This is a genomic window from Mesorhizobium sp. M4A.F.Ca.ET.020.02.1.1 (assembly GCF_004022645.1).
In the GTDB taxonomy this organism is placed as follows: Bacteria; Pseudomonadota; Alphaproteobacteria; order Rhizobiales; family Rhizobiaceae; genus Mesorhizobium.
Genome location: NZ_RZOI01000056.1, coordinates 1 through 16,673, shown reverse-complemented (window position 1 = coordinate 16,673; position 16,673 = coordinate 1). Strand labels below are relative to the sequence as shown.

26 protein-coding genes and 1 pseudogene are annotated in these 16,673 nt (G+C 61.0%); 9 read left to right on the top strand and 18 right to left on the bottom strand.

From position 1 onward, the window contains the following. Nucleotides 1–15: 15 nt before the first annotated feature. From EN742_RS39185 to EN742_RS06485, 17 genes are all read right to left on the bottom strand, one after another. Complete coding sequence (locus EN742_RS39185; protein WP_245492260.1) at nucleotides 16–2,445, bottom strand: hypothetical protein; 2,430 nt, start codon at nucleotides 2,443–2,445, stop codon at nucleotides 16–18. Next, complete coding sequence (locus EN742_RS06555) at nucleotides 2,445–2,987, bottom strand: hypothetical protein (RefSeq protein ID WP_245492259.1); 543 nt, start codon at nucleotides 2,985–2,987, stop codon at nucleotides 2,445–2,447. Before EN742_RS06555 ends, EN742_RS39185 begins: the two co-directional genes overlap by 1 nt. A gap of 117 nt (nucleotides 2,988–3,104) precedes the next feature. Next, nucleotides 3,105–3,398 (bottom strand): hypothetical protein, encoded by a 294-nt coding sequence (locus tag EN742_RS06550; RefSeq protein WP_128332579.1) that lies wholly within the window; start codon nucleotides 3,396–3,398, stop codon nucleotides 3,105–3,107. A 99-nt stretch (nucleotides 3,399–3,497) separates the two neighbouring features. Then, nucleotides 3,498–3,776, bottom strand: a complete 279-nt coding sequence (locus EN742_RS06545) for a hypothetical protein (RefSeq protein ID WP_128332578.1) — start codon at nucleotides 3,774–3,776, stop codon at nucleotides 3,498–3,500. A gap of 47 nt (nucleotides 3,777–3,823) precedes the next feature. Then, nucleotides 3,824–4,219, bottom strand: coding sequence for a hypothetical protein (locus tag EN742_RS06540; protein WP_128332577.1), 396 nt, complete (start codon nucleotides 4,217–4,219; stop codon nucleotides 3,824–3,826). Then, nucleotides 4,209–4,619: a Bbp16 family capsid cement protein gene (locus EN742_RS06535; RefSeq protein WP_245492258.1), complete on the bottom strand. Its 411-nt coding sequence runs from the start codon at nucleotides 4,617–4,619 to the stop codon at nucleotides 4,209–4,211. The genes EN742_RS06540 and EN742_RS06535 overlap by 11 nt, the downstream gene beginning before the upstream one ends. Before the next feature lie 79 nt (nucleotides 4,620–4,698). Beyond that, nucleotides 4,699–5,739, bottom strand: a complete 1,041-nt coding sequence (locus tag EN742_RS06530; RefSeq protein ID WP_128332575.1) for a major capsid protein — start codon at nucleotides 5,737–5,739, stop codon at nucleotides 4,699–4,701. Nucleotides 5,740–5,748: 9 nt separating this feature from the next. Further along, nucleotides 5,749–6,507: a hypothetical protein gene (locus tag EN742_RS06525; RefSeq protein ID WP_128332574.1), complete on the bottom strand. Its 759-nt coding sequence runs from the start codon at nucleotides 6,505–6,507 to the stop codon at nucleotides 5,749–5,751. 49 nt (nucleotides 6,508–6,556) lie between these two features. Next, nucleotides 6,557–6,901 (bottom strand): hypothetical protein, encoded by a 345-nt coding sequence (locus EN742_RS06520; protein WP_128332573.1) that lies wholly within the window; start codon nucleotides 6,899–6,901, stop codon nucleotides 6,557–6,559. Next, on the bottom strand, nucleotides 6,901–8,601 hold the full coding sequence (locus tag EN742_RS06515; RefSeq protein WP_128332572.1) for a portal protein: 1,701 nt from the start codon (nucleotides 8,599–8,601) through the stop codon (nucleotides 6,901–6,903). The genes EN742_RS06520 and EN742_RS06515 overlap by 1 nt, the downstream gene beginning before the upstream one ends. Beyond that, on the bottom strand, nucleotides 8,598–8,804 hold the full coding sequence (locus tag EN742_RS06510) for a hypothetical protein (RefSeq protein WP_128332571.1): 207 nt from the start codon (nucleotides 8,802–8,804) through the stop codon (nucleotides 8,598–8,600). Before EN742_RS06510 ends, EN742_RS06515 begins: the two co-directional genes overlap by 4 nt. Before the next feature lie 3 nt (nucleotides 8,805–8,807). Then, entirely contained in the window at nucleotides 8,808–9,011 is a 204-nt protein-coding gene (locus EN742_RS06505; protein WP_128332570.1) for a hypothetical protein, read from the bottom strand. A gap of 83 nt (nucleotides 9,012–9,094) precedes the next feature. Next, nucleotides 9,095–10,582 carry a terminase gene (locus tag EN742_RS06500; protein WP_128332569.1) on the bottom strand — a complete coding sequence of 496 codons (1,488 nt, stop codon included), beginning with the start codon at nucleotides 10,580–10,582 and terminating at the stop codon, nucleotides 9,095–9,097. Then, nucleotides 10,579–11,331 (bottom strand): hypothetical protein, encoded by a 753-nt coding sequence (locus EN742_RS06495; RefSeq protein WP_128332568.1) that lies wholly within the window; start codon nucleotides 11,329–11,331, stop codon nucleotides 10,579–10,581. The genes EN742_RS06500 and EN742_RS06495 overlap by 4 nt, the downstream gene beginning before the upstream one ends. Then, nucleotides 11,328–11,462: a hypothetical protein gene (locus EN742_RS39985; RefSeq protein ID WP_281034944.1), complete on the bottom strand. Its 135-nt coding sequence runs from the start codon at nucleotides 11,460–11,462 to the stop codon at nucleotides 11,328–11,330. The genes EN742_RS06495 and EN742_RS39985 overlap by 4 nt, the downstream gene beginning before the upstream one ends. Further along, the gene (locus EN742_RS06490) at nucleotides 11,459–11,710 is read right to left on the bottom strand and encodes a hypothetical protein (protein WP_128332567.1); all 252 of its coding nucleotides are present in this window, start codon (nucleotides 11,708–11,710) and stop codon (nucleotides 11,459–11,461) included. The genes EN742_RS39985 and EN742_RS06490 overlap by 4 nt, the downstream gene beginning before the upstream one ends. A gap of 106 nt (nucleotides 11,711–11,816) precedes the next feature. Next, nucleotides 11,817–12,350, bottom strand: coding sequence for a terminase small subunit (locus tag EN742_RS06485; RefSeq protein WP_128332566.1), 534 nt, complete (start codon nucleotides 12,348–12,350; stop codon nucleotides 11,817–11,819). A 449-nt stretch (nucleotides 12,351–12,799) separates the two neighbouring features. On the opposite strand from EN742_RS06485, the gene EN742_RS37895 reads away from it, so the two are divergent. Genes EN742_RS37895 through EN742_RS06475 form a run of 4 tightly spaced genes read left to right on the top strand, consistent with a single transcriptional unit; the run spans nucleotide 12,800 to nucleotide 14,176 of the window. After that, nucleotides 12,800–12,976 carry a hypothetical protein gene (locus EN742_RS37895; RefSeq protein WP_189375209.1) on the top strand — a complete coding sequence of 59 codons (177 nt, stop codon included), beginning with the start codon at nucleotides 12,800–12,802 and terminating at the stop codon, nucleotides 12,974–12,976. Continuing rightward, entirely contained in the window at nucleotides 12,973–13,251 is a 279-nt protein-coding gene (locus EN742_RS06480) for a hypothetical protein (protein ID WP_128332565.1), read from the top strand. Before EN742_RS37895 ends, EN742_RS06480 begins: the two co-directional genes overlap by 4 nt. Next, nucleotides 13,248–13,436: a hypothetical protein gene (locus EN742_RS37890; protein WP_189375207.1), complete on the top strand. Its 189-nt coding sequence runs from the start codon at nucleotides 13,248–13,250 to the stop codon at nucleotides 13,434–13,436. The genes EN742_RS06480 and EN742_RS37890 overlap by 4 nt, the downstream gene beginning before the upstream one ends. Further along, the gene (locus tag EN742_RS06475) at nucleotides 13,433–14,176 is read left to right on the top strand and encodes an exonuclease domain-containing protein (RefSeq protein WP_189375205.1); all 744 of its coding nucleotides are present in this window, start codon (nucleotides 13,433–13,435) and stop codon (nucleotides 14,174–14,176) included. Before EN742_RS37890 ends, EN742_RS06475 begins: the two co-directional genes overlap by 4 nt. Nucleotides 14,177–14,181: 5 nt before the next feature. On the opposite strand, the gene EN742_RS06470 is transcribed toward EN742_RS06475, so the two are convergent. Beyond that, on the bottom strand, nucleotides 14,182–14,412 hold the full coding sequence (locus EN742_RS06470; protein ID WP_128332563.1) for a DUF982 domain-containing protein: 231 nt from the start codon (nucleotides 14,410–14,412) through the stop codon (nucleotides 14,182–14,184). 20 nt (nucleotides 14,413–14,432) lie between these two features. On the opposite strand from EN742_RS06470, the gene EN742_RS06465 reads away from it, so the two are divergent. The 5 genes and pseudogenes from EN742_RS06465 to EN742_RS06445 all read left to right on the top strand — a co-directional run. Further along, nucleotides 14,433–14,882 (top strand): hypothetical protein, encoded by a 450-nt coding sequence (locus EN742_RS06465; protein ID WP_128332562.1) that lies wholly within the window; start codon nucleotides 14,433–14,435, stop codon nucleotides 14,880–14,882. Between the two features lie 38 nt (nucleotides 14,883–14,920). Next, complete coding sequence (locus EN742_RS06460; protein WP_128332561.1) at nucleotides 14,921–15,136, top strand: hypothetical protein; 216 nt, start codon at nucleotides 14,921–14,923, stop codon at nucleotides 15,134–15,136. A gap of 94 nt (nucleotides 15,137–15,230) precedes the next feature. Then, entirely contained in the window at nucleotides 15,231–16,034 is an 804-nt protein-coding gene (locus EN742_RS06455) for a hypothetical protein (RefSeq protein WP_128332560.1), read from the top strand. Then, nucleotides 16,031–16,312 (top strand): hypothetical protein, encoded by a 282-nt coding sequence (locus tag EN742_RS06450; protein WP_128332559.1) that lies wholly within the window; start codon nucleotides 16,031–16,033, stop codon nucleotides 16,310–16,312. The genes EN742_RS06455 and EN742_RS06450 overlap by 4 nt, the downstream gene beginning before the upstream one ends. A 3-nt stretch (nucleotides 16,313–16,315) precedes the next feature. Continuing rightward, nucleotides 16,316–16,673, top strand: a pseudogene (locus EN742_RS06445) (hypothetical protein); the annotation flags it as partial.

The window sequence follows — 16,673 nt, the reverse complement described above, 5'->3', positions numbered from 1 at the left end:
GGTATGACGCGGATATCAACGGCCGATCGTGACATTGGGCATGAGCGCTAGAATGGTCATCGGGAGCGGATCGAATTGCTTGACCCAGACGTTGCCGCCGTCGCTCCAATCCCAATGCGGCGTGATGTGGATATCGCCGGTGTACATGCCGATCGCCTCGTTCCACGCCTCATCTTGCCGCTGCTTGTACTCGACCATGGTGTTCTCATCGTCGCGCTCGCCGTCCTTCGGCCCGAGGAAAATCCCGCGCGTGTCCTGGACGCGTAGCGTGACCTCATCGAACGACTTCTTGCGGCCCTGGACCGTGCCGAGCCCCTGGACCGAGCCAAGATCGAGATCGAGCGTTTGCAGCGCCGCCGTCATCGGCAGGCCGATATGAGCCTTTGTCGCCGCGTTCGGCAGCGTCACCGTTCCCGTGTTCGACACAGTGAGGTTTCGAACCACGTTGCCGTTCGCCAGGGCGACGACGGATTGCCCCTTGAGGTGAGTGAGGCCGCTGATCACGGTTGCCGCCGCGCCGCTATAGGTCAGGCCGCAATCGACAAAGAACGCATCTTCAACCGAGGTGAAGGCGCGCGAGTGCAACCGCTCGACATAGCGCTTTGACACGCCGTCGATCGTGCGCTTGACGATGAAATACGGAACGTCTTCCTTGCCTTCCGCGATCACCGACACGCATTCGAACACCGCGTCATCGTCAGGGCCGCTTTCGTGGTGCGTCCATGCCCAAATGTCGTGCTCTTTCAGGTAGGTGAGCGAGACAAGCGAGCCGTCATCGAGTACGACCCAGACCATGGAATAGGGAGCCTGGGCGAAGGCCCACGACTTGATTGCCTTGTTCTCGAAAAGGTGCCGGGCGAGGATGGTCAAATCCTTGCCAGTGAAGTTGTCTTGCGCGAACTCATAGCTGAAATCGCGGATCACGCACCCGCGATCCTGGGCGAACAAGACCGTGTTGCCGACAATGACCGGCTGGACCTTGGCCGCGCCGCGATAGCCCTGGTTGTCGACCTTGATCGCAGACGGCGTGATTGCGTCCGAATTGGTGCCGCCCGAGACGATCCATTCCGAGCCCGAGGTGAGCAGCATCAGGCCCTTGATCGCGAGCGCCGCCCTGATCTCGTTGACTTGCCGTGAGCGGATACGGAACGTCACCGCATCGCTTGCCTTGGCTGGCGATGCCACGCCGAAATTCTCATAGTTCGCCGACTGAGACAGCCATGCGCCCTGCGGATCGTTGTTGGTGCCGAAGAAGCCAAGGCGCTGTTCGATGAAGGTAGTGCATCGCGGATAGTTGCCGGCCCCGTTGAATGGATTTCTCGCCGTCTGAGGGCCATCCGATACGTCGGCAACGATATTCTCGTCAGTGAAGTCGGTCGTTTCTGTCGTGCCGATGTAGCCATAAAGGCCGTTGTCTTCGCGGTAGACGATATAGCGCGCCGCTCCAGCGACGGCGGTCCACTGGAGAACGTTCTTGTTCCCCTTGATGGACATGTCATTGTTCAACGTCACGGATGCCGACGGAAGGCTTTCCTCGCCGGTATCGTCGCTAACTGCCGACACGACATATTTGGACGGCTTGCCGAACGCCACGATAGCGCCGACGCCGGTTGGCGTGCCTACCGCGCCAGGATCGGCCACGCCGGGGATCGCCGTATTGTCGCCCTCAAACGTCCCGCCGTTGACGGGCATGTCCGCGCTCAGATCGGCGGTCTCCGCAACAACGCCCTCATCGCCTGGGCCGAGAGATTTATAGACGATGTAAGATGCAGCGCCGGCAACGGCGTTCCAGAAAACGCGGATAAACCGGCCGTCGAAAACTACATACTCCCAATACGCCGTAGCCTGGGCTGACGCGGCTGATCGCGCCCCGCCTGCCGTCACCGACGAGACCTTGAAGCCGAACGTGTCGGAGCCGCCGCCGCTGTATTTCTTCTGCGCAATTCCAGAAAGCCCGGTTGGAGCCGCCATCGCCGGCGCGAACGACACCGCGACAATCTGCCAGTTGTTATCCGCCAGTCGCTCCAGCTTTTGCACCGGGTAGCTGGGGTGGACGATGTACATGACATCGGCTTCCTGGACGAACACCAGGGCGTCAACGTCAGCGCTGGCGTAGGGCGTCACGCATTCATAGGGAGAGCCGCCGCCTGTCAGCACCAGAGCGCCGTTCTTGAAGACGCGGAAATAGAGGTTGCCGAACTCCAGTTGATAGGACTGCTCCGTATTGAACTGGAATGGGATCAACCACGTCTTATTTGCGCTGGCCTTCACCTCGCGAACGAACTCGGTCCCCGCCCGGTTCGAAATGCCACCGTGCGGGTGCACGAACAGATTGAGGGCCTTCTTGAGCCCGGTCGCGTACTTCGCCAGATCGACGCGCGCCCAGAGCGCGGGCGACAGGACACCGGCAGTAAACGAGGGCTGCAAGGCGCGCAGAACGGACATCAGGCGCGCCCCGTCGCAAACTCGCTGTCATGGTCGGACGTTTCGCGCGTCTCGTTCGCGTCCGCCATCTGGGCGAGCCCTTGCGTCTGTTGCGCAAGCTGAAAGGCGTCGGCGCGCATCTTCGGATCGCGCGTCAACGGCATGGCGAACCGCACGGCGAGGTGCCAGGAAAGCGCCTCGATAAAGAGCGGCGAATACTTGGTCGGATCGACGTTGCGGAACGTGTAGCGCAGGAAGGCCGGCGATAGGTCGCAATAGATCGTCTGCCCCTCGATCTCATGTGCAAAGCCGAAGCTATCGACCTGGGCGGCGCTGTAGTCGGCCGGATCGTTTTCGATATAGGCCGGCCGCACAAAGCGGACCTTGAGGCAGTCGTTCGGGTAGCGGTAGGCGTATTTCCACGCGCCGGCCTTGTCGTTCGTGACCTCAGCGAGCGAGGCGGTCTTGCCCGCGAAGCGCCAGGGGTAGCCTTGCAGCAAGGCATCGCGCGTCTGGTCATAGAACTGATTACAGGCGCGCGCCTCAGCGCCCGCGTCGGTCAAGGCGCTGATGTTGTCCTTGCCGAGATTGGAGAGAGCGAGGTTGCAGATCGAGACGATCGAGGCCATGGGTGATCCCTTTTGGCGGGAACACTAAGGGCGGATGGTTGGCTTGATTTCTCAGCCGTTCGGGAACAGCACAGAGGCCGCGTCGGGCTTCTTTTCCTTCGGCGACATCGCGGCTTCCGTGATCTCGACCGACATCGAGCGCGCGCCGTTCTGGCTTTCACTGATGCTCGAAACGCGCACGGTCGCGGTCATGGTCATTTCTGTGCCGACGCGCGGATTGCCGAGCTTCATCGCGTCCATCTGCTTTTCGTCCAGATAGAGGCACGGGAAATATTCGTCCTTGTCCGCGCCGGCCGGCTTGCCGATCTCGGAATATTTCTGGGCGAGGCTTGCGAGTTCAGCCATTTCAGAAGATCCCCGGATGAACGATCGTGGCCGCGACGACGCCGAGCGCGACCGCGAAGCACGACCAGAAAAGCGCAAAGCAGAAATCACGGATCACGGTCATACCAGCGCCCCGCTATTCACCTTGATTGGGATGACGAGTTGGTTGTTGTAGAGCTTGCGCCCGTCCGCGATCTTGACCACGCCGCGAACCGGCTGATCGTTGTAAATGGCCGCGTCGGCTCCGAGCACGTCGATCCCGAGCGCGCGGCGATTGTCCGTAAACAGCGTGCCGCCGACATCGAGAACGCCGATCACCGGAAGCCCGTTGAACATGGTCGTGCCGTCCACCTGTTGGCGAACGCCCAAAATCCACTGCTCATTGAAAAGGCTTGCCATGGCTCACGCGCCTGGAGGGAAAGAAGGGGCGACTAGCGCCCCTCCGTTTAATCGGTCACTGCGACGGCCTTGCCAGACGGCGGAAGCCAGTCGGGTTGAGTGCCGCCCGTGGCGTCGTTGATCTCGTTCTTGACGCGGACGGGAGCCGGCGCGTCGGCGAACGGATCGGCCTCGGGAGCCTGGGCGGTCACGGGCTTGTTCTTGCCCTTGCCGCCCTTGCCCTTGCCTTTCGGCTTGTCGGCGTCGACTTCGGGCTTGCCGCCGTCGCCTTCGCCGCCCTCGCCGTCTTCGGCCTGGGCGTCTTCCGCGCCGACTTCGCGGCACCACCTCGGGCGGCGCTTCTCGTCCGCCCAAAGTTCGTCGGCGATGTGAAACACCTCGCCGGGCTCGCGCAGCACGCTATCGAGGTAGCCGCGAGAAACGGCGACGACCTTACTCACCATTGGACTGGTTCCCCATGGTGACGCCGGCCGTGATCTTGCCGGCCGTCATCGGGCCGGTAGCCACGGTGTAGGTGAGGCGCATATAGCGCTTGTTCGTGCGGCGTGTGATGTGCTCGGGCACGATCACGTAGCCGGGAACAAGGGTCGCCTTCGGGATCGCGGCAGTGGTCCAGACCTGGACGGGAGAGGTGAAGGCCGCGTCGTCGGACACTTCCAGCGCCACGACAAGGGTTGCGGCACCAGCCGCCGCGAACGCCTCCGTAACCTGGATGCGCAGCGGGGTCGGCTTGCCCTTGCCGGCGTCGCGGGCGAACCCGGCGTTGATCGGGCCGAGATCGATGATGTTGGAGCTTACCGCCGTCACAGTGATCGCCTGCGCGTCGGAAAGCAAAGTCTGCATGTCGAAAATCATTGCCTTGCCTTTCGTTTCGTTTTCGACGCCTGCCGCCAGATAAGCGGCAGGCCGAAGCGGTGAGCGATTAGATCGCGACGGAGGTAGCCAGACCCTCGGTGTTGAGGATGGCGTCAGTCATGCGGATCGGGATTCCGCGATAGGTGCGAACCAGCTTGCCCTCGACCTGGGCCTGACCCAGGCCGGTGTAGTTCGGGTTGGCCGCGAGCAGGGCGCGATCGGTCGACTGAGCGTCCAGGATTTCCAGAACCTGACGGTTCATGTAGATCGCGGTTTTGCCGCCGAGCGCGCCGACGCCGTACACCATGAACAGGCGATAGTAAGCCTTGCGGAGCAGCGCCCAGAGATCGACGGTGCCGGCGAGCATGTCGGACACGTCGATATTGGCGATGCGCGCGTTGTAGCGGAAGTCCTTCACGAACGCGCCGATGTCCCACTGAAACTGAGTGACCTTGGCGTAGTAGGGATCGTTGTTCGCGTCGAACACCTTTTCCTCGCCCTTGTCCATGACCTGGATGCCGGCCTTGCTCTGCTTGGGATAGAGCAGCGAGGTTGCGTGATCCGCCCAGGTGACGAACCAAATCGAGGTGTTATCAGCGCCCGCGCCGCCGCCGTGGATCACCTGGTTCGCGATGTTCGGCTTGGCCGGATCGGGAATGTTGGTGTTGTAGACCGCGAAGCGCGCACCCAGACCCTTGAACTTCTCGGGCGCGGTGGCGGTGTCATGGTAGAAAATGCCGGTAGCCATTTCCTGGTTCATGACTTCGAAATAGGGCTGGCTGTCGACCAGCCGGGCCTTGGCCGGATCGGGCGCGAGCTTGAGCAGGCGCACGTCGATTTCCGAACGGGCTTCCAGGAAGCCGGTCGTGTCATCGACCTGCTGCATGGTCGCCTTGGAAGCCTTCGTGCCCTTGTAGAGCTTGCCCCACGTCGCGGTAGGATAGCCGGTGCGGATCGAGTGACGATGCACGGCGTCCATATTGCAGGGCGTCGCAATCGCATCGTCAAGGATCGGGTTGTTCTGCTTGAGCAGTTCGATGACAGTGCCCTCGGCAGACGCCTTGTGCATGTCGATCAGCTGCGGATAGGTGTTGCCGATAGTTGCCATTGTTCAATCTCAGCCTTTCGGTGCGTCGTTCGGAAACAACATGTGGGCAGCATCGACAGGCTTTCCTTTGCCGCCCGCCCCGTCTGCCGGGGGGTTGTCTTCGGAAATCATCGCGCCGACCTTCGCGAATATCCTGATAAGTTCAGGATGGTTGCCGCCACCACTCGCGTTCAAATACTCACGCAATCCGGGCGTCCCGAGACTGTTGACGGCCTTCTGTGCGGCCTTGGTCGTGCCGTCCCATTTGTCGCCGCCGATGTCGGGGTCTTTCTTGGCGGTATCGGCCCAGCCGGAAACCGTCTTGCCCCAATCCTCCAGGCGCTTGGTTGCGCGCGCCGTCTCGATCTTCACGTACTCGTCGGTAAGCTCCTGGGCCTCGCGCGTGGTGAGCTTTTTCGCCGCGAACTTCGGCCCGAGCGCGTCGAGCAATTCCTGATCGACCTGGACGCCCTCAGGCATGGTGAGCGCGTACTTGCCGTCCTCAGGTACGGTATCGAGCGCCTTTTCAGCGTCGCTCTTTTCGGCCGGCTTGGTCTTGTCGTGCTCGACCTTGGCGGCGGCGTTTTCCGCTTCCGACTTGGCCGGATCGTTGACGTACTCTTTCCAGTCGGCGGCGGGCGGATCGGCCGGCTTGTCACCGGCAGGAGGATCAGCGGGCTTTTCGCCTTCCCCCGGAAACAGCACGCTCTCGGGCGACGGCGGCGGCGCGGGCGGATCGGCAGGCGGATTGCCGCCACCATTGCCACCCTCGCCCTCGCGCAGCACCATAGCGCCCAGGCCAAACGGCGACGTTCCATTCATCAAGGCAGCAAGCCACTTATTCATCTTCTTCCTCGTCCTTCTCCGTTGCCTGCGCCACAGCGGCGCGATCCATTGCCTTCAAGTCGGCGACATCGAGCAGCAGGCGCGGATAAAGACGCGGGTCGACCTCATCGAATTTCGAGATCAGCTTGCGCCCTACGGCCTGGAGCCCGAGCGAGTAGTTCGTTGCGTTTGTGTTCTCGCCCGCGAATGCGTCGGCGTAGATCGCGCTTTGCTCCAGAACCCAGAACAGGACGCGCTTGCCTTCCGCGCTTGAGAGAACGCCGCGAAACGCCTTCGCCAGTTCCCCGCGCTCGAATGCTTCGATCGGAGACAGTTGTTCGCTCAACTCGTCGGACATCAGCCGATCCCCAGGCGATTGAGCAGTTCAGCGCCGCCCGGATTGTTTTGCGCGCCAGCGAGCACGGCGGCAGCGTCCGCGCCCTGCTTTGCGGCAGGCGCTACCGCCGCCATCATTTCCGCGTTCTTGGCGGCTTGCTGTTGCTGGAGGCGCGCCTTGCGGACTTCGGCAACCTTGTCGTCGGGAACGACGATCGACGGCGGAACGCCCAGGTAGTCGAAATAGATATCGACCGCCTCATCAGCGTCGAGCTTGTCGAGCACGTCGGGCTTGACCGCCGCAAGCTGGCCGGCGAACGCAAAGCCGCGCTCGACCGCGCCGGTCGCGACCGCCTTCTGAGCCTGGGCGAGGATCGAGATATATTCGATCTTGAGCGGCTGATTGTGCAGATCGGGCGGCGGCGGCGGGAGCATGTTGTTGCGGATCATGATCGCGTAGGTGCGATCAATCACCGGCTCCAGTTGCCCGCCATAGACGTTTTCGAGCACAGGCCCGAGTTGCAGGAGCTTTTCCTCTTTTCGCTCCGCAATCTCCATGGTGTTGCGCGGCTGGATGCCGTCCATGTTGGCGAGCATCAGGAACAGATCGGCGAAGAAAAACCGATCGATCGCGTCTTCCGTGCCGCGAATGTCGACCGTGAGGTGCGACAGATCAAGGTTCACGTCCATCGCCTGCCGGAAGCCCTTGCCAGTCGGATCATCGACATAGGTGACAGCGCCAGGAAGGAGCGAAGCCGGGTTGTTGCGCATAGACGTTGGGCCGGTCATGGGCGGGCGAACTTTCTTGTCGATCGCCTCCCACTTGCGTTTGGTCATCAGCTGCAAGCCCTTGATGTCGCCAAGCGCGACTTGCCCAGGCGACAGCCCATAGTGATCGTCGCCGGCCAGTTCCCACGGCGGCGCGATGATCGGGTTTTCGTCAAACCCGCTCTCCTCCAGGAGTTCGCCGGCCATGCCGCCCGCCGTCTCGCTGGCCTCCCAATAGTTCGACAGGAACGGCTTGTTCTTCTTGTCGAGCTTGGACGGATCACGCGACAGCCTGGGCTCGACCGCGTGCCAGATATCAAAGCGCTCCTCATACTTGCTCTGATCGTAGAGGCCCCTGATCCGCTGGCTTACCTTGGCGTATCCGAAGCGCGAGACGATCCGCGCGACCGACCAACGGAACGTGCGATAGAGCGTCGTCGCCCGGCCGTTCTCATCGCGGGCGATCCAGAACCGGCCGTGCAAGAGTTGTTGGAGGCGGACGGTCTGGTTTTCATCCTCGACCAGGAGCCCGACCGACTGCCCGAACAGGCCCAGGTCGCCGTAGCCGATGTGGAACGCGGTGTAGACGTTGGAGCCGGCGAACACCTCGCGCATGCGCTGCTCGACATCGGCGAGATAGGTCTTGACCGGCGCGTAATCCTTTAAGTCGGGATCGAGCGTCGCGAGGCGGAACCACGGGCGAGCCGGCGAGGTGATGCCGGAATGCATGCCCGACGCCAGCGTGCGCAGTGAGACCGTCGCCTTGGCGTTGAGGATTTTGTCACGGCTTATCGCGCCTTCATTGCGGCTCGACAGGCGCAGGCGCGTCGGCTCGATGAAGTCGGCGCACGGCGTCCAAACCGGCTCCCAGGGCGAGCGCACGGTTTTCAGTTCCTCAGCGCGGCGGCGATGGTAGGCGACTTGGCTTTCGTTGCGTGCGGCGTTGTCGGTCATGCGAGCCCCCGAGCAGCCGCCGCGAGCGTGAACCAGATCGCGAGCCAGAAGGACAGCAGCGAGCCGGCCGCGAGGAGAACCGTGATCATCCGCGCGTCAATCTGCCGATCGATGTCCTGCCGATCGACAAAGGCATGATTGGCGACCGAGGCGACGCCCAGGGCGATGCAAAGCAGGACGCACACAATAGCCGCCGTGCTCATGGCTCATTGACCCAGGAGGGTTTTCTTGTCCGTCGGCGCGGCCTGGGTGACGCCCGAGCCGCTGGTCAGGATCGTGTTCGCGCCCGAGCGCAGCTTGTCCTTGGTCTTGCTCGCGACGCTCGACCGCACCGCGCCCTGATCCGGCTCGCGCATGGCGGCATATTCGGGCGGCAGTTGCGGATCATCGACTTTGGGCTGATTGAACATGCACATTCGCGTTCACCGTTGTTCGTCGCTGGGTGTGGTTGTGCGACGGATACGGCGCGAATGGTTGCCGACACCATTTGAGATCAGGCGAGCGGGTCGTACTCCGTTTGCGCCATGTTGCCGCCGCTGATTATCTGGCCGTTTGCGCCAATCACCGGATGCTGTTTCTTTGCCACCGGCTCAGCGAACGTCAGCGCCAGAGCGTCGCCCTTGTTCGGCGACGGCAGTAGGCGATCCTTCATGTCTTCCTTGCTCTCAAGCTGGACCTTGCCGTCAGTGCGCGCGACCGTCTCAGGCCCGACCAGATCGTCATAAAGCTCCGTGTCTTTCGGATCGATCGTGCCGCCCTGCTTAAGCCAGAGCTTCATTGTGCCCCACATTTCGGCGCGCTTGTTGAGATAGCCCGGATCGATCGGCTTGCCTGAAAACCAGATCAGACGCCACGACCGGCCCAGGACTTGACCGGCCGAATAAATGCCTGTGCCATAGCCCGCGTCGATGAACACCGCGTCCGCTTGGTGCTCGTCCTCCAGGCGCGCGATCAGGTTCGCCACCTGGATATCGTTGTCATTCCTGGGCAGGCTTGCCAGCGAGCGCGAATAGAGCCCTTGCCTCAGATAGATTTCGAGCTTGTCGTCACCCGTCCAGGCCGGATCGACGCCGATGATGACGGGCGCAAAGCTGTATTGCTCCTTGCGCAGATGACGATCGCGGGCCTTGTCGACATCGGCCGATGAAATGAACTGCATGGCTGATTGCTCCGGGAATAGACCGCGCACGCGGTATTTGAAAACGTCACTGTCTTCGCCGTATTGCTTTCGCAGGCGTTCGAAATAGCGCTTGTTTGTGCCTGGGACGGTGCGGCTATCGATGTTGCGCGTGACCCAGAAATCGCGGAAGCGCCGGAAGCACTCACGGAACCGGCCGCTGTTCTGCGTCGGGTTGCCGAAGGCGACCCAGATGATAACCGTGTCCTCGTCAGTCATCGCGCCTTCCGCGACTTCCCAGACCTTGGGCGCAATGCCGCTTGCCTCATCGAACAGGAGCAGGATGATCCGGCCCTTGTTGTGCAGGCCGGCGAACGCTTCGGTGTTGTGCTCGCTCCATGTGACGAAATCCATGCGCCACGTCTCGACCGCCGCCACGTCTCGCGACTTGATCGATTGCGAGTTGATGCCGAACCAGTGCCCGGTGAGCGAGCGGCGAAACCATTGCCCGACCTCCGGGCTCGTCTTGGTGCGCAACTGCGTCTCGGTGTTGGCCGTGATCACGACCTTGGCGTTGGCAAAGCACGACATCGCCCAATTGGACAGCATGCCCATCTGGGCGGACTTGCCGATGCCGTGACCGCTGGCAACGGCAATCTGCAACGGCTCATAGCGCGTCTCGGGATTGGCGAGGTGATCGCGGATCACGCGGTTGATGTCGTTCTGCCACTCGCGCGGCCCGTCGATCTCCTCAAGCTCGCCGTGACCCCAATCCCAGGCGACATGCGCCCAGCGATCGGGATCAAAGCGGCAGGATGCAGCAAGCTCGATTATGGCGTCATTGGGATCGGCGCGCGCGTTCATGCGGCCTCAATCTCAGCCTCAGCAGCATGGCACAGGAGCGAGCATTCAATGTTCGGCTCTTTCAGATGATTGCCGCGATCGGGCGCAAGCTGATCGAGCGAGACACGCCCGCCCTTCTTGTCGTGGAAAAAGCTGGAACCTGGGCCAAGCTTTCGTTGAAGCGCGGCCATGCGTTCGAACGTCTCGGGAAAGTCGACGCGGATTTTGTTCCAATAGCCCATGCCGCCCTTCGGGCATCCGATGCAGTTATTGTTTTGATATCCGAGCTTGTACATGGCGGGCAGTTCGATGCCCGCGCGCTCGACCATCGCGAGGCAATCGCTCTTGCCAAGTCCTGCGTCTATCAGTGGCGTCTCTAGCGTGATCTCGAAATTCTGCCTTCGAAAGCTTGCTGCTCGATCCTTCTCCTCAGCGGTGTAGCCGAAGACAAGAACATCATCCGGCCGAGCAAAGGCATAAGTCGGCTCGCGTTTTAGCAGACCAGTGCACGGCGCACCTCGGGCCGAGGTGATGAAGCGTTCCCGCTCCCACACGTCCCAGGTGTCGCGATACTTGTCTGACTTGAGAATTTCGATCGGGTGATTGAACCAGCGCGCGCAGTCATCGAGAAAGCGCCTGTTGTCGGCATGCTCTGATCCTGGATCGCTATAGGTGATGATTACTCGATCGCGATCGTATTTCGCCAGTGTGAGCTTTGTAGCGACGGCCGAAGCCGCACCGCATGAGAAGCGGCAAATAATACGGCTCATGGCTTTGTCTCCAGTTCACGCGTCAGTTCCGGCCCGCTCATGCACCGCATGTTGCGCGGCGTCTCAGAGCAGGACGGTTGCGAGGTGCAGCCGGCCATGAGACCGGCAAGGATGACGGCGAGGAGTTTCATTGCTTGGTCGCGGTCATGCGCTCCAGCGGCGACATCGCTTGCGAGTTCGGCAGGATCGCCATGCGTGCTTCAAGCCCGTCGATGCTCACGGTTGCGCCGTTCATCTTTAGGCCGGGCTCCAGCCCGATGAATTGAAACGGCTCGCCACAGTCGATGCACTTGACCGTCACGTCAGCCATAAATCGGCCGGTGTCTTCGATCCGATTGACTGCCACGTTCGCGGCGAAATTCATGTGCTTGCACGTCATGCCGATGTCTTCCTTGTTGAGAGCTTGAGACCCAGGCGCTTGACGATGGCACCGAGCGATTTGCGAGTTCCCTTGCGGCCCCTGGGCGCGATCTTCGCCATGGCGTTTAATCGCCCGTCCGCTTCGCCGCGCGCGCCAGCCGATCGGCCAGAGCGTCCAGGCCGGTGACGTTCACCTGTTCCTCGAAAGCCTTGACGCCGATGTGCTTGCCGATCAGTTCCAGGCGGCGAATGCGATCGGAGACCTTTATGTCAACGATGAACTCGCCCGTGCGATTGCCTTCACTGTCGCGTAGCTCTTGATGCTTGATCCCGGCAACGAGACCTTGCCGCCAAATCAGCGGCCACTCATGAACCGGCTTGATCGCGCCCGTCTCAGTGTAGAGATCGGCCATGTCGGCTTGCGCTTCGATAGCGAGGCGATTGAGCACCCAGGCGGCATCAATCTTTGTCTCGGCTGAGCGCTCGATCTTGGCGGCGTTGATCGCGGCCTTGATCTCAGCATTGCTCAGCATCCGTTCGCCTTGGACCTGAGCGTTGCGATTGTCTTTCCCGGCGCTGTAACCAGCCCGAATTGCCGCCTGCGTAGCGTTCAAATCGATCAGGTATTCACGAACGAATTGTTCCTGTTTCGGCGTCATTGTCGGCGGGCTCAATCTGGCATTTCATTAGGCGTTGAGAATTACGCACCAATGGTTGTTGAGTTGTCCGCCGATCACGCCCGAGGTTTGGAAGGAGGTTTCTAAGAGGCACCAAACTTTTTCCACAGGGCCTAAAATCGAAATTATATACGCCCCTCTATTTTATAAACCTGCCTACCCCTTATGATTAAAAAAGTTTTACCTCTCTTACAAACTATCTTGCCACTCTATAAATTATTGATTTCATTGATATTTTAGTGACAGCGAGGTTTTTAAGAATGGAATTTAGGGACTGTTCACAAATATTGAACCGATTAGATTGGAATGTTCACACCACTATATAACGGGGTGTAACAGGCCGTTAAAAATTATCTTACAAACCTCCTTGCGCTGAATTAGCGACTGTGCCTAATGTTGTGAAAGACGCAACACTTAGACGGGGCCGCAACATGGCTGCGAAGACGCTCAAGGAGAAGATCGCGGACGCCGAAGATCGCGGCAACCGCTATCTCGCCGACGCCAATGAAGCGGCGGAACAGGGCAACATGGCCAAGGCCAACAAGCTCTATGACAAGGGTCAATACTGGCTCGACCGCGCTAACGCTCTGCAAGGCTGGGGCGAATGACCGCCATGCTATCCAATCGCGAGAAGCGCGTTCTAGTCTTCATGCACCTGGACGCACCGCCCGAGTACGGCGTGTACATGAAGGCTATTCGCCACGCTGAAATCATCGAGCCGGCGAACGTCCGCCGCGTCGTTCGGGCGCTGGCGCGCAAGGGCATGGTTCAGTTGTCGCGGCTCTCAAATCCGGCTGACTTTTCGATGGCTGGAAGCGGCTATGTCGTGACCGTCGCCGGCCGTGCGGAAGCCGATCGGCTCAAGGATGAGGTGACGCTGTGAGCCGCGATTATATGGGCAAGGCTGAATTCGACCGCGAGCGCGACGCAGCCATGAAGGACGCTAAGAAGCGCCTGCCGCCGCTTAAGCTTTGCCGCGCTTGCTATACCGTAAATCATGCCGCAGCAGGCAAATGCACGGGATGCAACAGCGCCTTCCCCCAGAGCGTAAAGGTGCGCTGGAAATGAGCGCCCTCGCCCGCGTCATCGACTATGAGACCACGGGCACGCCCGAGGACGATGATCCCGAAGTCATCGAAATGGGCAGCTATGATGTCAATCTGACATCGCGGCTGCTTGTGCATCAGAGCGCGTTCCAGTCGCTTTGCCGGCCGCGCGGCGTGATCCCGCCGCAGACAAAGGCCGTGCACCACATTTGCGAGGAAGACGTGCGGCACGCGCCGCCAGCCCGTGACCTATGGGATCGCCTGTTGACCGGCAATGGTGAGCCCGCTTGGCTCGTCGCGCACAACGCCAAGTTTGAGCAGCATTTCACGCCGCCCTGGGGCATCCCCTGGATCGACACCTACAAGGCGGCGCGGATCGTATGGCCCGACGCGCCTGGGCATAGCAACCAAGCCTTGCGGTATTGGCTTTCGTTGCCATGCGACCGCAAGCTTGCCGAGCCGGCGCACCGCGCCTTGCCCGACGCCTATGTGACGGCGCACCTGTTTATCCGCCTCCTCGATCATAAGACGCCCGAGGAAATGGCGAAGATCAGCGAGTATCCGGCGCTGATAAAGGCGATCAAGTTCGGCAAGTATCGGCGCAATGGCACACCGATGACGTTCGAGCAATGCGCGGAAAGCGATCCTGATTATTTGGTCTGGATCAGAGACGAAAGTGACATGGACGAGGACACGAAATTTACGTGCCGCTACTGGCTCCAGAAGCGCGCAAAGAGACTTGCCCAGGCGTCGGCAGCATGACCGCCCTATCCGCCCTCGCGAAGAACGCCCGCCTCGCGCGCAGCTGCAACGAACGCCTCGCGCGCCGCCTCGATCGTGCCGATCCCGTCAAGGACTTCGGCGCAGGCGATGTAGGCCGCGCGGACATTACGCTTGGCCGGCCAGCCGCGCATGACCTCAAGCGCCGCCTCGACCGAGCTTACGCCTTGCATCATGCCAGGAGCGGCCTTGATCGTCACAGCCTTGAACCAGTGCATAGAACCATCCCGAGGAAGAAATGAGCTTCACGGCACGCCTTGCCCGCGAGGACGCTATCACAGAAGCCTTGCGCGCCATCAACGACGCTATCGGCGACGAGGTTCCGACCGTCCAGGCGTTCAGGATAATCGACGCGATTAAACGCTTGCGCGACGGCCAGCCGGCGCATGTGGGCTCGACCGAGCGCCGCGACTATCTGAGCGAAGGCCAGGAGGCGGCGCGCGTCGCCTGGAACAAGGCTCACAGCCAGGACGCCACCGGCCCGGAATATGACGCGCTGATCGGCATCGACACGCCGCTAGGACGCTTGCGCGTCACGACATGGCGTCGACCGTGGCGCGGCGATCGAGGCGAGCGCGTCGCCTGGGCCAGTGAATATTACCTCAATGACCAACCTATTACTGTTGCTGAAATCAGGGCGATGGGGCTTGCTCAGCGACCAACAACAAGAAACCGAAAGCGGTCATAGGCAACACCGGAAATGCGGCTTAGGAGGCCCCAATCATTGTGAGTACAGCAGAGAAGGCGAACGACAATATCGACGCATTTGTGAGTGTAGGAACCGGCGATCTAGTCACCGTCATGATGATGCCAGATAGCCGGGCTTGGCGGTTTACCGACATCAGCCCCGATAAGGCCCGCCATTTCGCCGAGCGCCTGTTGAGCGCTGCGAACCAAGCCGAGGTGAACGCCTCGACCGTTCCCAGGAGAGCGCCGCGCTAATGCGGCCTTTTTCTTTGACGCCCTATTGACGGTTCTATAAACGTTGCTGTAGTGTTGCGATTATCACAACGACGCAACATAGGATCGCAACGCCATGTCGACGCCTGTCATCGTCCAAACTTTCTATATTTCGACGGGAGCAAAGAACGCGATGCACACGCTTCGCCTTCGCCGCGACTGTGCGGGCCTCAACCCGGCCTATATGCCCGACCACTACGTTCGCAACCTCGCCGTTGATGTTGAGACAGCCCAGAACAAGGCGCTCGCTTATTTCGAGGCATGGAAAGAGCGCGTCGGCGGCAACCGCGATGACTTCATTCTTTCGCTCGAACTTGAGCCCGAATACGACATTACCAAGCGGCGCGGACGCCTCTCAGCCCGCGACACGCTTTCGATGGAACTGATCGAGCGCGGCGTTTTCCCGTTCGGCAAGCACCACGATCAGCCGATTGAGAGCGCTCCCGATGGCTACGTACTTTTCTTCGCCGATAAGCTCCAGACTGCCAGGGACGCAGATGAGCCGGTCATGACGGCTCTTGCGACCGCCTGCATGGGCGTCGCCCTCGAAAAGGGCCTAATCGCCAAGCGCGACGCAGCCCGCCAAGAGCGCCGCGAGGCCGACGCCCTGTCCAATCATGTGGGGAAGGTCGGCGAACGCCGCGCCTTCACTGGCGAGATCGTCACCAAGTTTTTCAAAGGCGAAGACGGCTTCGGCTTTTGGATCAACAAAGTCCGCGTCGGGAACGACTTGCTGACCTACATCGGCAACGAACTTGGCGAGCGCGGCGATGTAGTCTCGTTCAAGGCAACCATCAAAAAGCACGACGAGTACAAGGGCGTAAAGTCGACGGTCGTTAACCGGCCGAAAATTCTAGAGCCGGCAGGGGCAGCAGCATGAACGCCGGCCCCAAATTCCGCACGCCCTACCGCACGACCGGCGCGGACCTCGCCGCCGCCCTGGGCATGAAGACCCGCGCCAAGCAGACCGTCGCATTCGTTTGCTCGCGCCACGGCGGCGGCATGCCGACGCGCACGACCGTCCTTGTCGACGGCGAATACTACGAGGTGCTGGACGGCACCTATCGGGCGCTCCTCGCCGGCTGGACGCCCACCGAGCTTGAGCTTGAGCCGGTCAACCCGGCCGACGACTTCACCGCTGATCAATTTGAGGGCTGAGACATGGCGCGCGAACAATTCATTGACAAGGTTTTCCGGGGATCGACCCTGAGGATCATCGAGAAGGCGAACGAGATCATCGCCGAGTATCAGGCAATGGGCTACTCGCTCACGCTTCGCCAGCTTTATTACCAGTTCGTGGCGCGGGCGCTGATCCCGAACAAGCAGAGCGAGTACAAGCGGCTTGGCGATATCGTCAACAATGCCCGTCTTGCCGGTCTGACTGACTGGAGCGCGATCGAGGATCGGACCCGCAACGTTCGCAGTTCTCCAATGTGGTCTAGCCCGCAATCGATCCTGGACGCGGTTGCCGAGCAATACAAAGAAAACCCCTGGGAAGATCAGCGCTATGCGCCCGAGG

Excerpts from the sequence above, each read along its gene's own strand:
- EN742_RS06495 (WP_128332568.1), bottom strand. The coding sequence starts at position 11,331 with ATGAGCCGTATTATTTGCCGCTTCTCATGCGGTGCGGCTTCGGCCGTC.
- EN742_RS06550 (WP_128332579.1), bottom strand. The coding sequence starts at position 3,398 with ATGGCTGAACTCGCAAGCCTCGCCCAGAAATATTCCGAGATCGGCAAG.
- EN742_RS06455 (WP_128332560.1), top strand. The coding sequence starts at position 15,231 with ATGTCGACGCCTGTCATCGTCCAAACTTTCTATATTTCGACGGGAGCA.
- EN742_RS06535 (WP_245492258.1), bottom strand. The coding sequence starts at position 4,619 with ATGCAGACTTTGCTTTCCGACGCGCAGGCGATCACTGTGACGGCGGTA.
- EN742_RS06475 (WP_189375205.1), top strand. The coding sequence starts at position 13,433 with ATGAGCGCCCTCGCCCGCGTCATCGACTATGAGACCACGGGCACGCCC.
- EN742_RS06525 (WP_128332574.1), bottom strand. The coding sequence starts at position 6,507 with ATGGTGCTGCGCGAGGGCGAGGGTGGCAATGGTGGCGGCAATCCGCCT.
- EN742_RS06490 (WP_128332567.1), bottom strand. The coding sequence starts at position 11,710 with ATGACGTGCAAGCACATGAATTTCGCCGCGAACGTGGCAGTCAATCGG.
- EN742_RS06545 (WP_128332578.1), bottom strand. The coding sequence starts at position 3,776 with ATGGCAAGCCTTTTCAATGAGCAGTGGATTTTGGGCGTTCGCCAACAG.
- EN742_RS06530 (WP_128332575.1), bottom strand. The coding sequence starts at position 5,739 with ATGGCAACTATCGGCAACACCTATCCGCAGCTGATCGACATGCACAAG.
- EN742_RS06515 (WP_128332572.1), bottom strand. The coding sequence starts at position 8,601 with ATGACCGACAACGCCGCACGCAACGAAAGCCAAGTCGCCTACCATCGC.
- EN742_RS06540 (WP_128332577.1), bottom strand. The coding sequence starts at position 4,219 with ATGGTGAGTAAGGTCGTCGCCGTTTCTCGCGGCTACCTCGATAGCGTG.
- EN742_RS06470 (WP_128332563.1), bottom strand. The coding sequence starts at position 14,412 with ATGCACTGGTTCAAGGCTGTGACGATCAAGGCCGCTCCTGGCATGATG.
- EN742_RS37895 (WP_189375209.1), top strand. The coding sequence starts at position 12,800 with ATGGCTGCGAAGACGCTCAAGGAGAAGATCGCGGACGCCGAAGATCGC.
- EN742_RS39185 (WP_245492260.1), bottom strand. The coding sequence starts at position 2,445 with ATGTCCGTTCTGCGCGCCTTGCAGCCCTCGTTTACTGCCGGTGTCCTG.
- EN742_RS06465 (WP_128332562.1), top strand. The coding sequence starts at position 14,433 with ATGAGCTTCACGGCACGCCTTGCCCGCGAGGACGCTATCACAGAAGCC.
- EN742_RS06480 (WP_128332565.1), top strand. The coding sequence starts at position 12,973 with ATGACCGCCATGCTATCCAATCGCGAGAAGCGCGTTCTAGTCTTCATG.
- EN742_RS06450 (WP_128332559.1), top strand. The coding sequence starts at position 16,031 with ATGAACGCCGGCCCCAAATTCCGCACGCCCTACCGCACGACCGGCGCG.
- EN742_RS06485 (WP_128332566.1), bottom strand. The coding sequence starts at position 12,350 with ATGACGCCGAAACAGGAACAATTCGTTCGTGAATACCTGATCGATTTG.
- EN742_RS39985 (WP_281034944.1), bottom strand. The coding sequence starts at position 11,462 with ATGAAACTCCTCGCCGTCATCCTTGCCGGTCTCATGGCCGGCTGCACC.
- EN742_RS06510 (WP_128332571.1), bottom strand. The coding sequence starts at position 8,804 with ATGAGCACGGCGGCTATTGTGTGCGTCCTGCTTTGCATCGCCCTGGGC.
- EN742_RS06520 (WP_128332573.1), bottom strand. The coding sequence starts at position 6,901 with ATGTCCGACGAGTTGAGCGAACAACTGTCTCCGATCGAAGCATTCGAG.
- EN742_RS06505 (WP_128332570.1), bottom strand. The coding sequence starts at position 9,011 with ATGTTCAATCAGCCCAAAGTCGATGATCCGCAACTGCCGCCCGAATAT.
- EN742_RS06500 (WP_128332569.1), bottom strand. The coding sequence starts at position 10,582 with ATGAACGCGCGCGCCGATCCCAATGACGCCATAATCGAGCTTGCTGCA.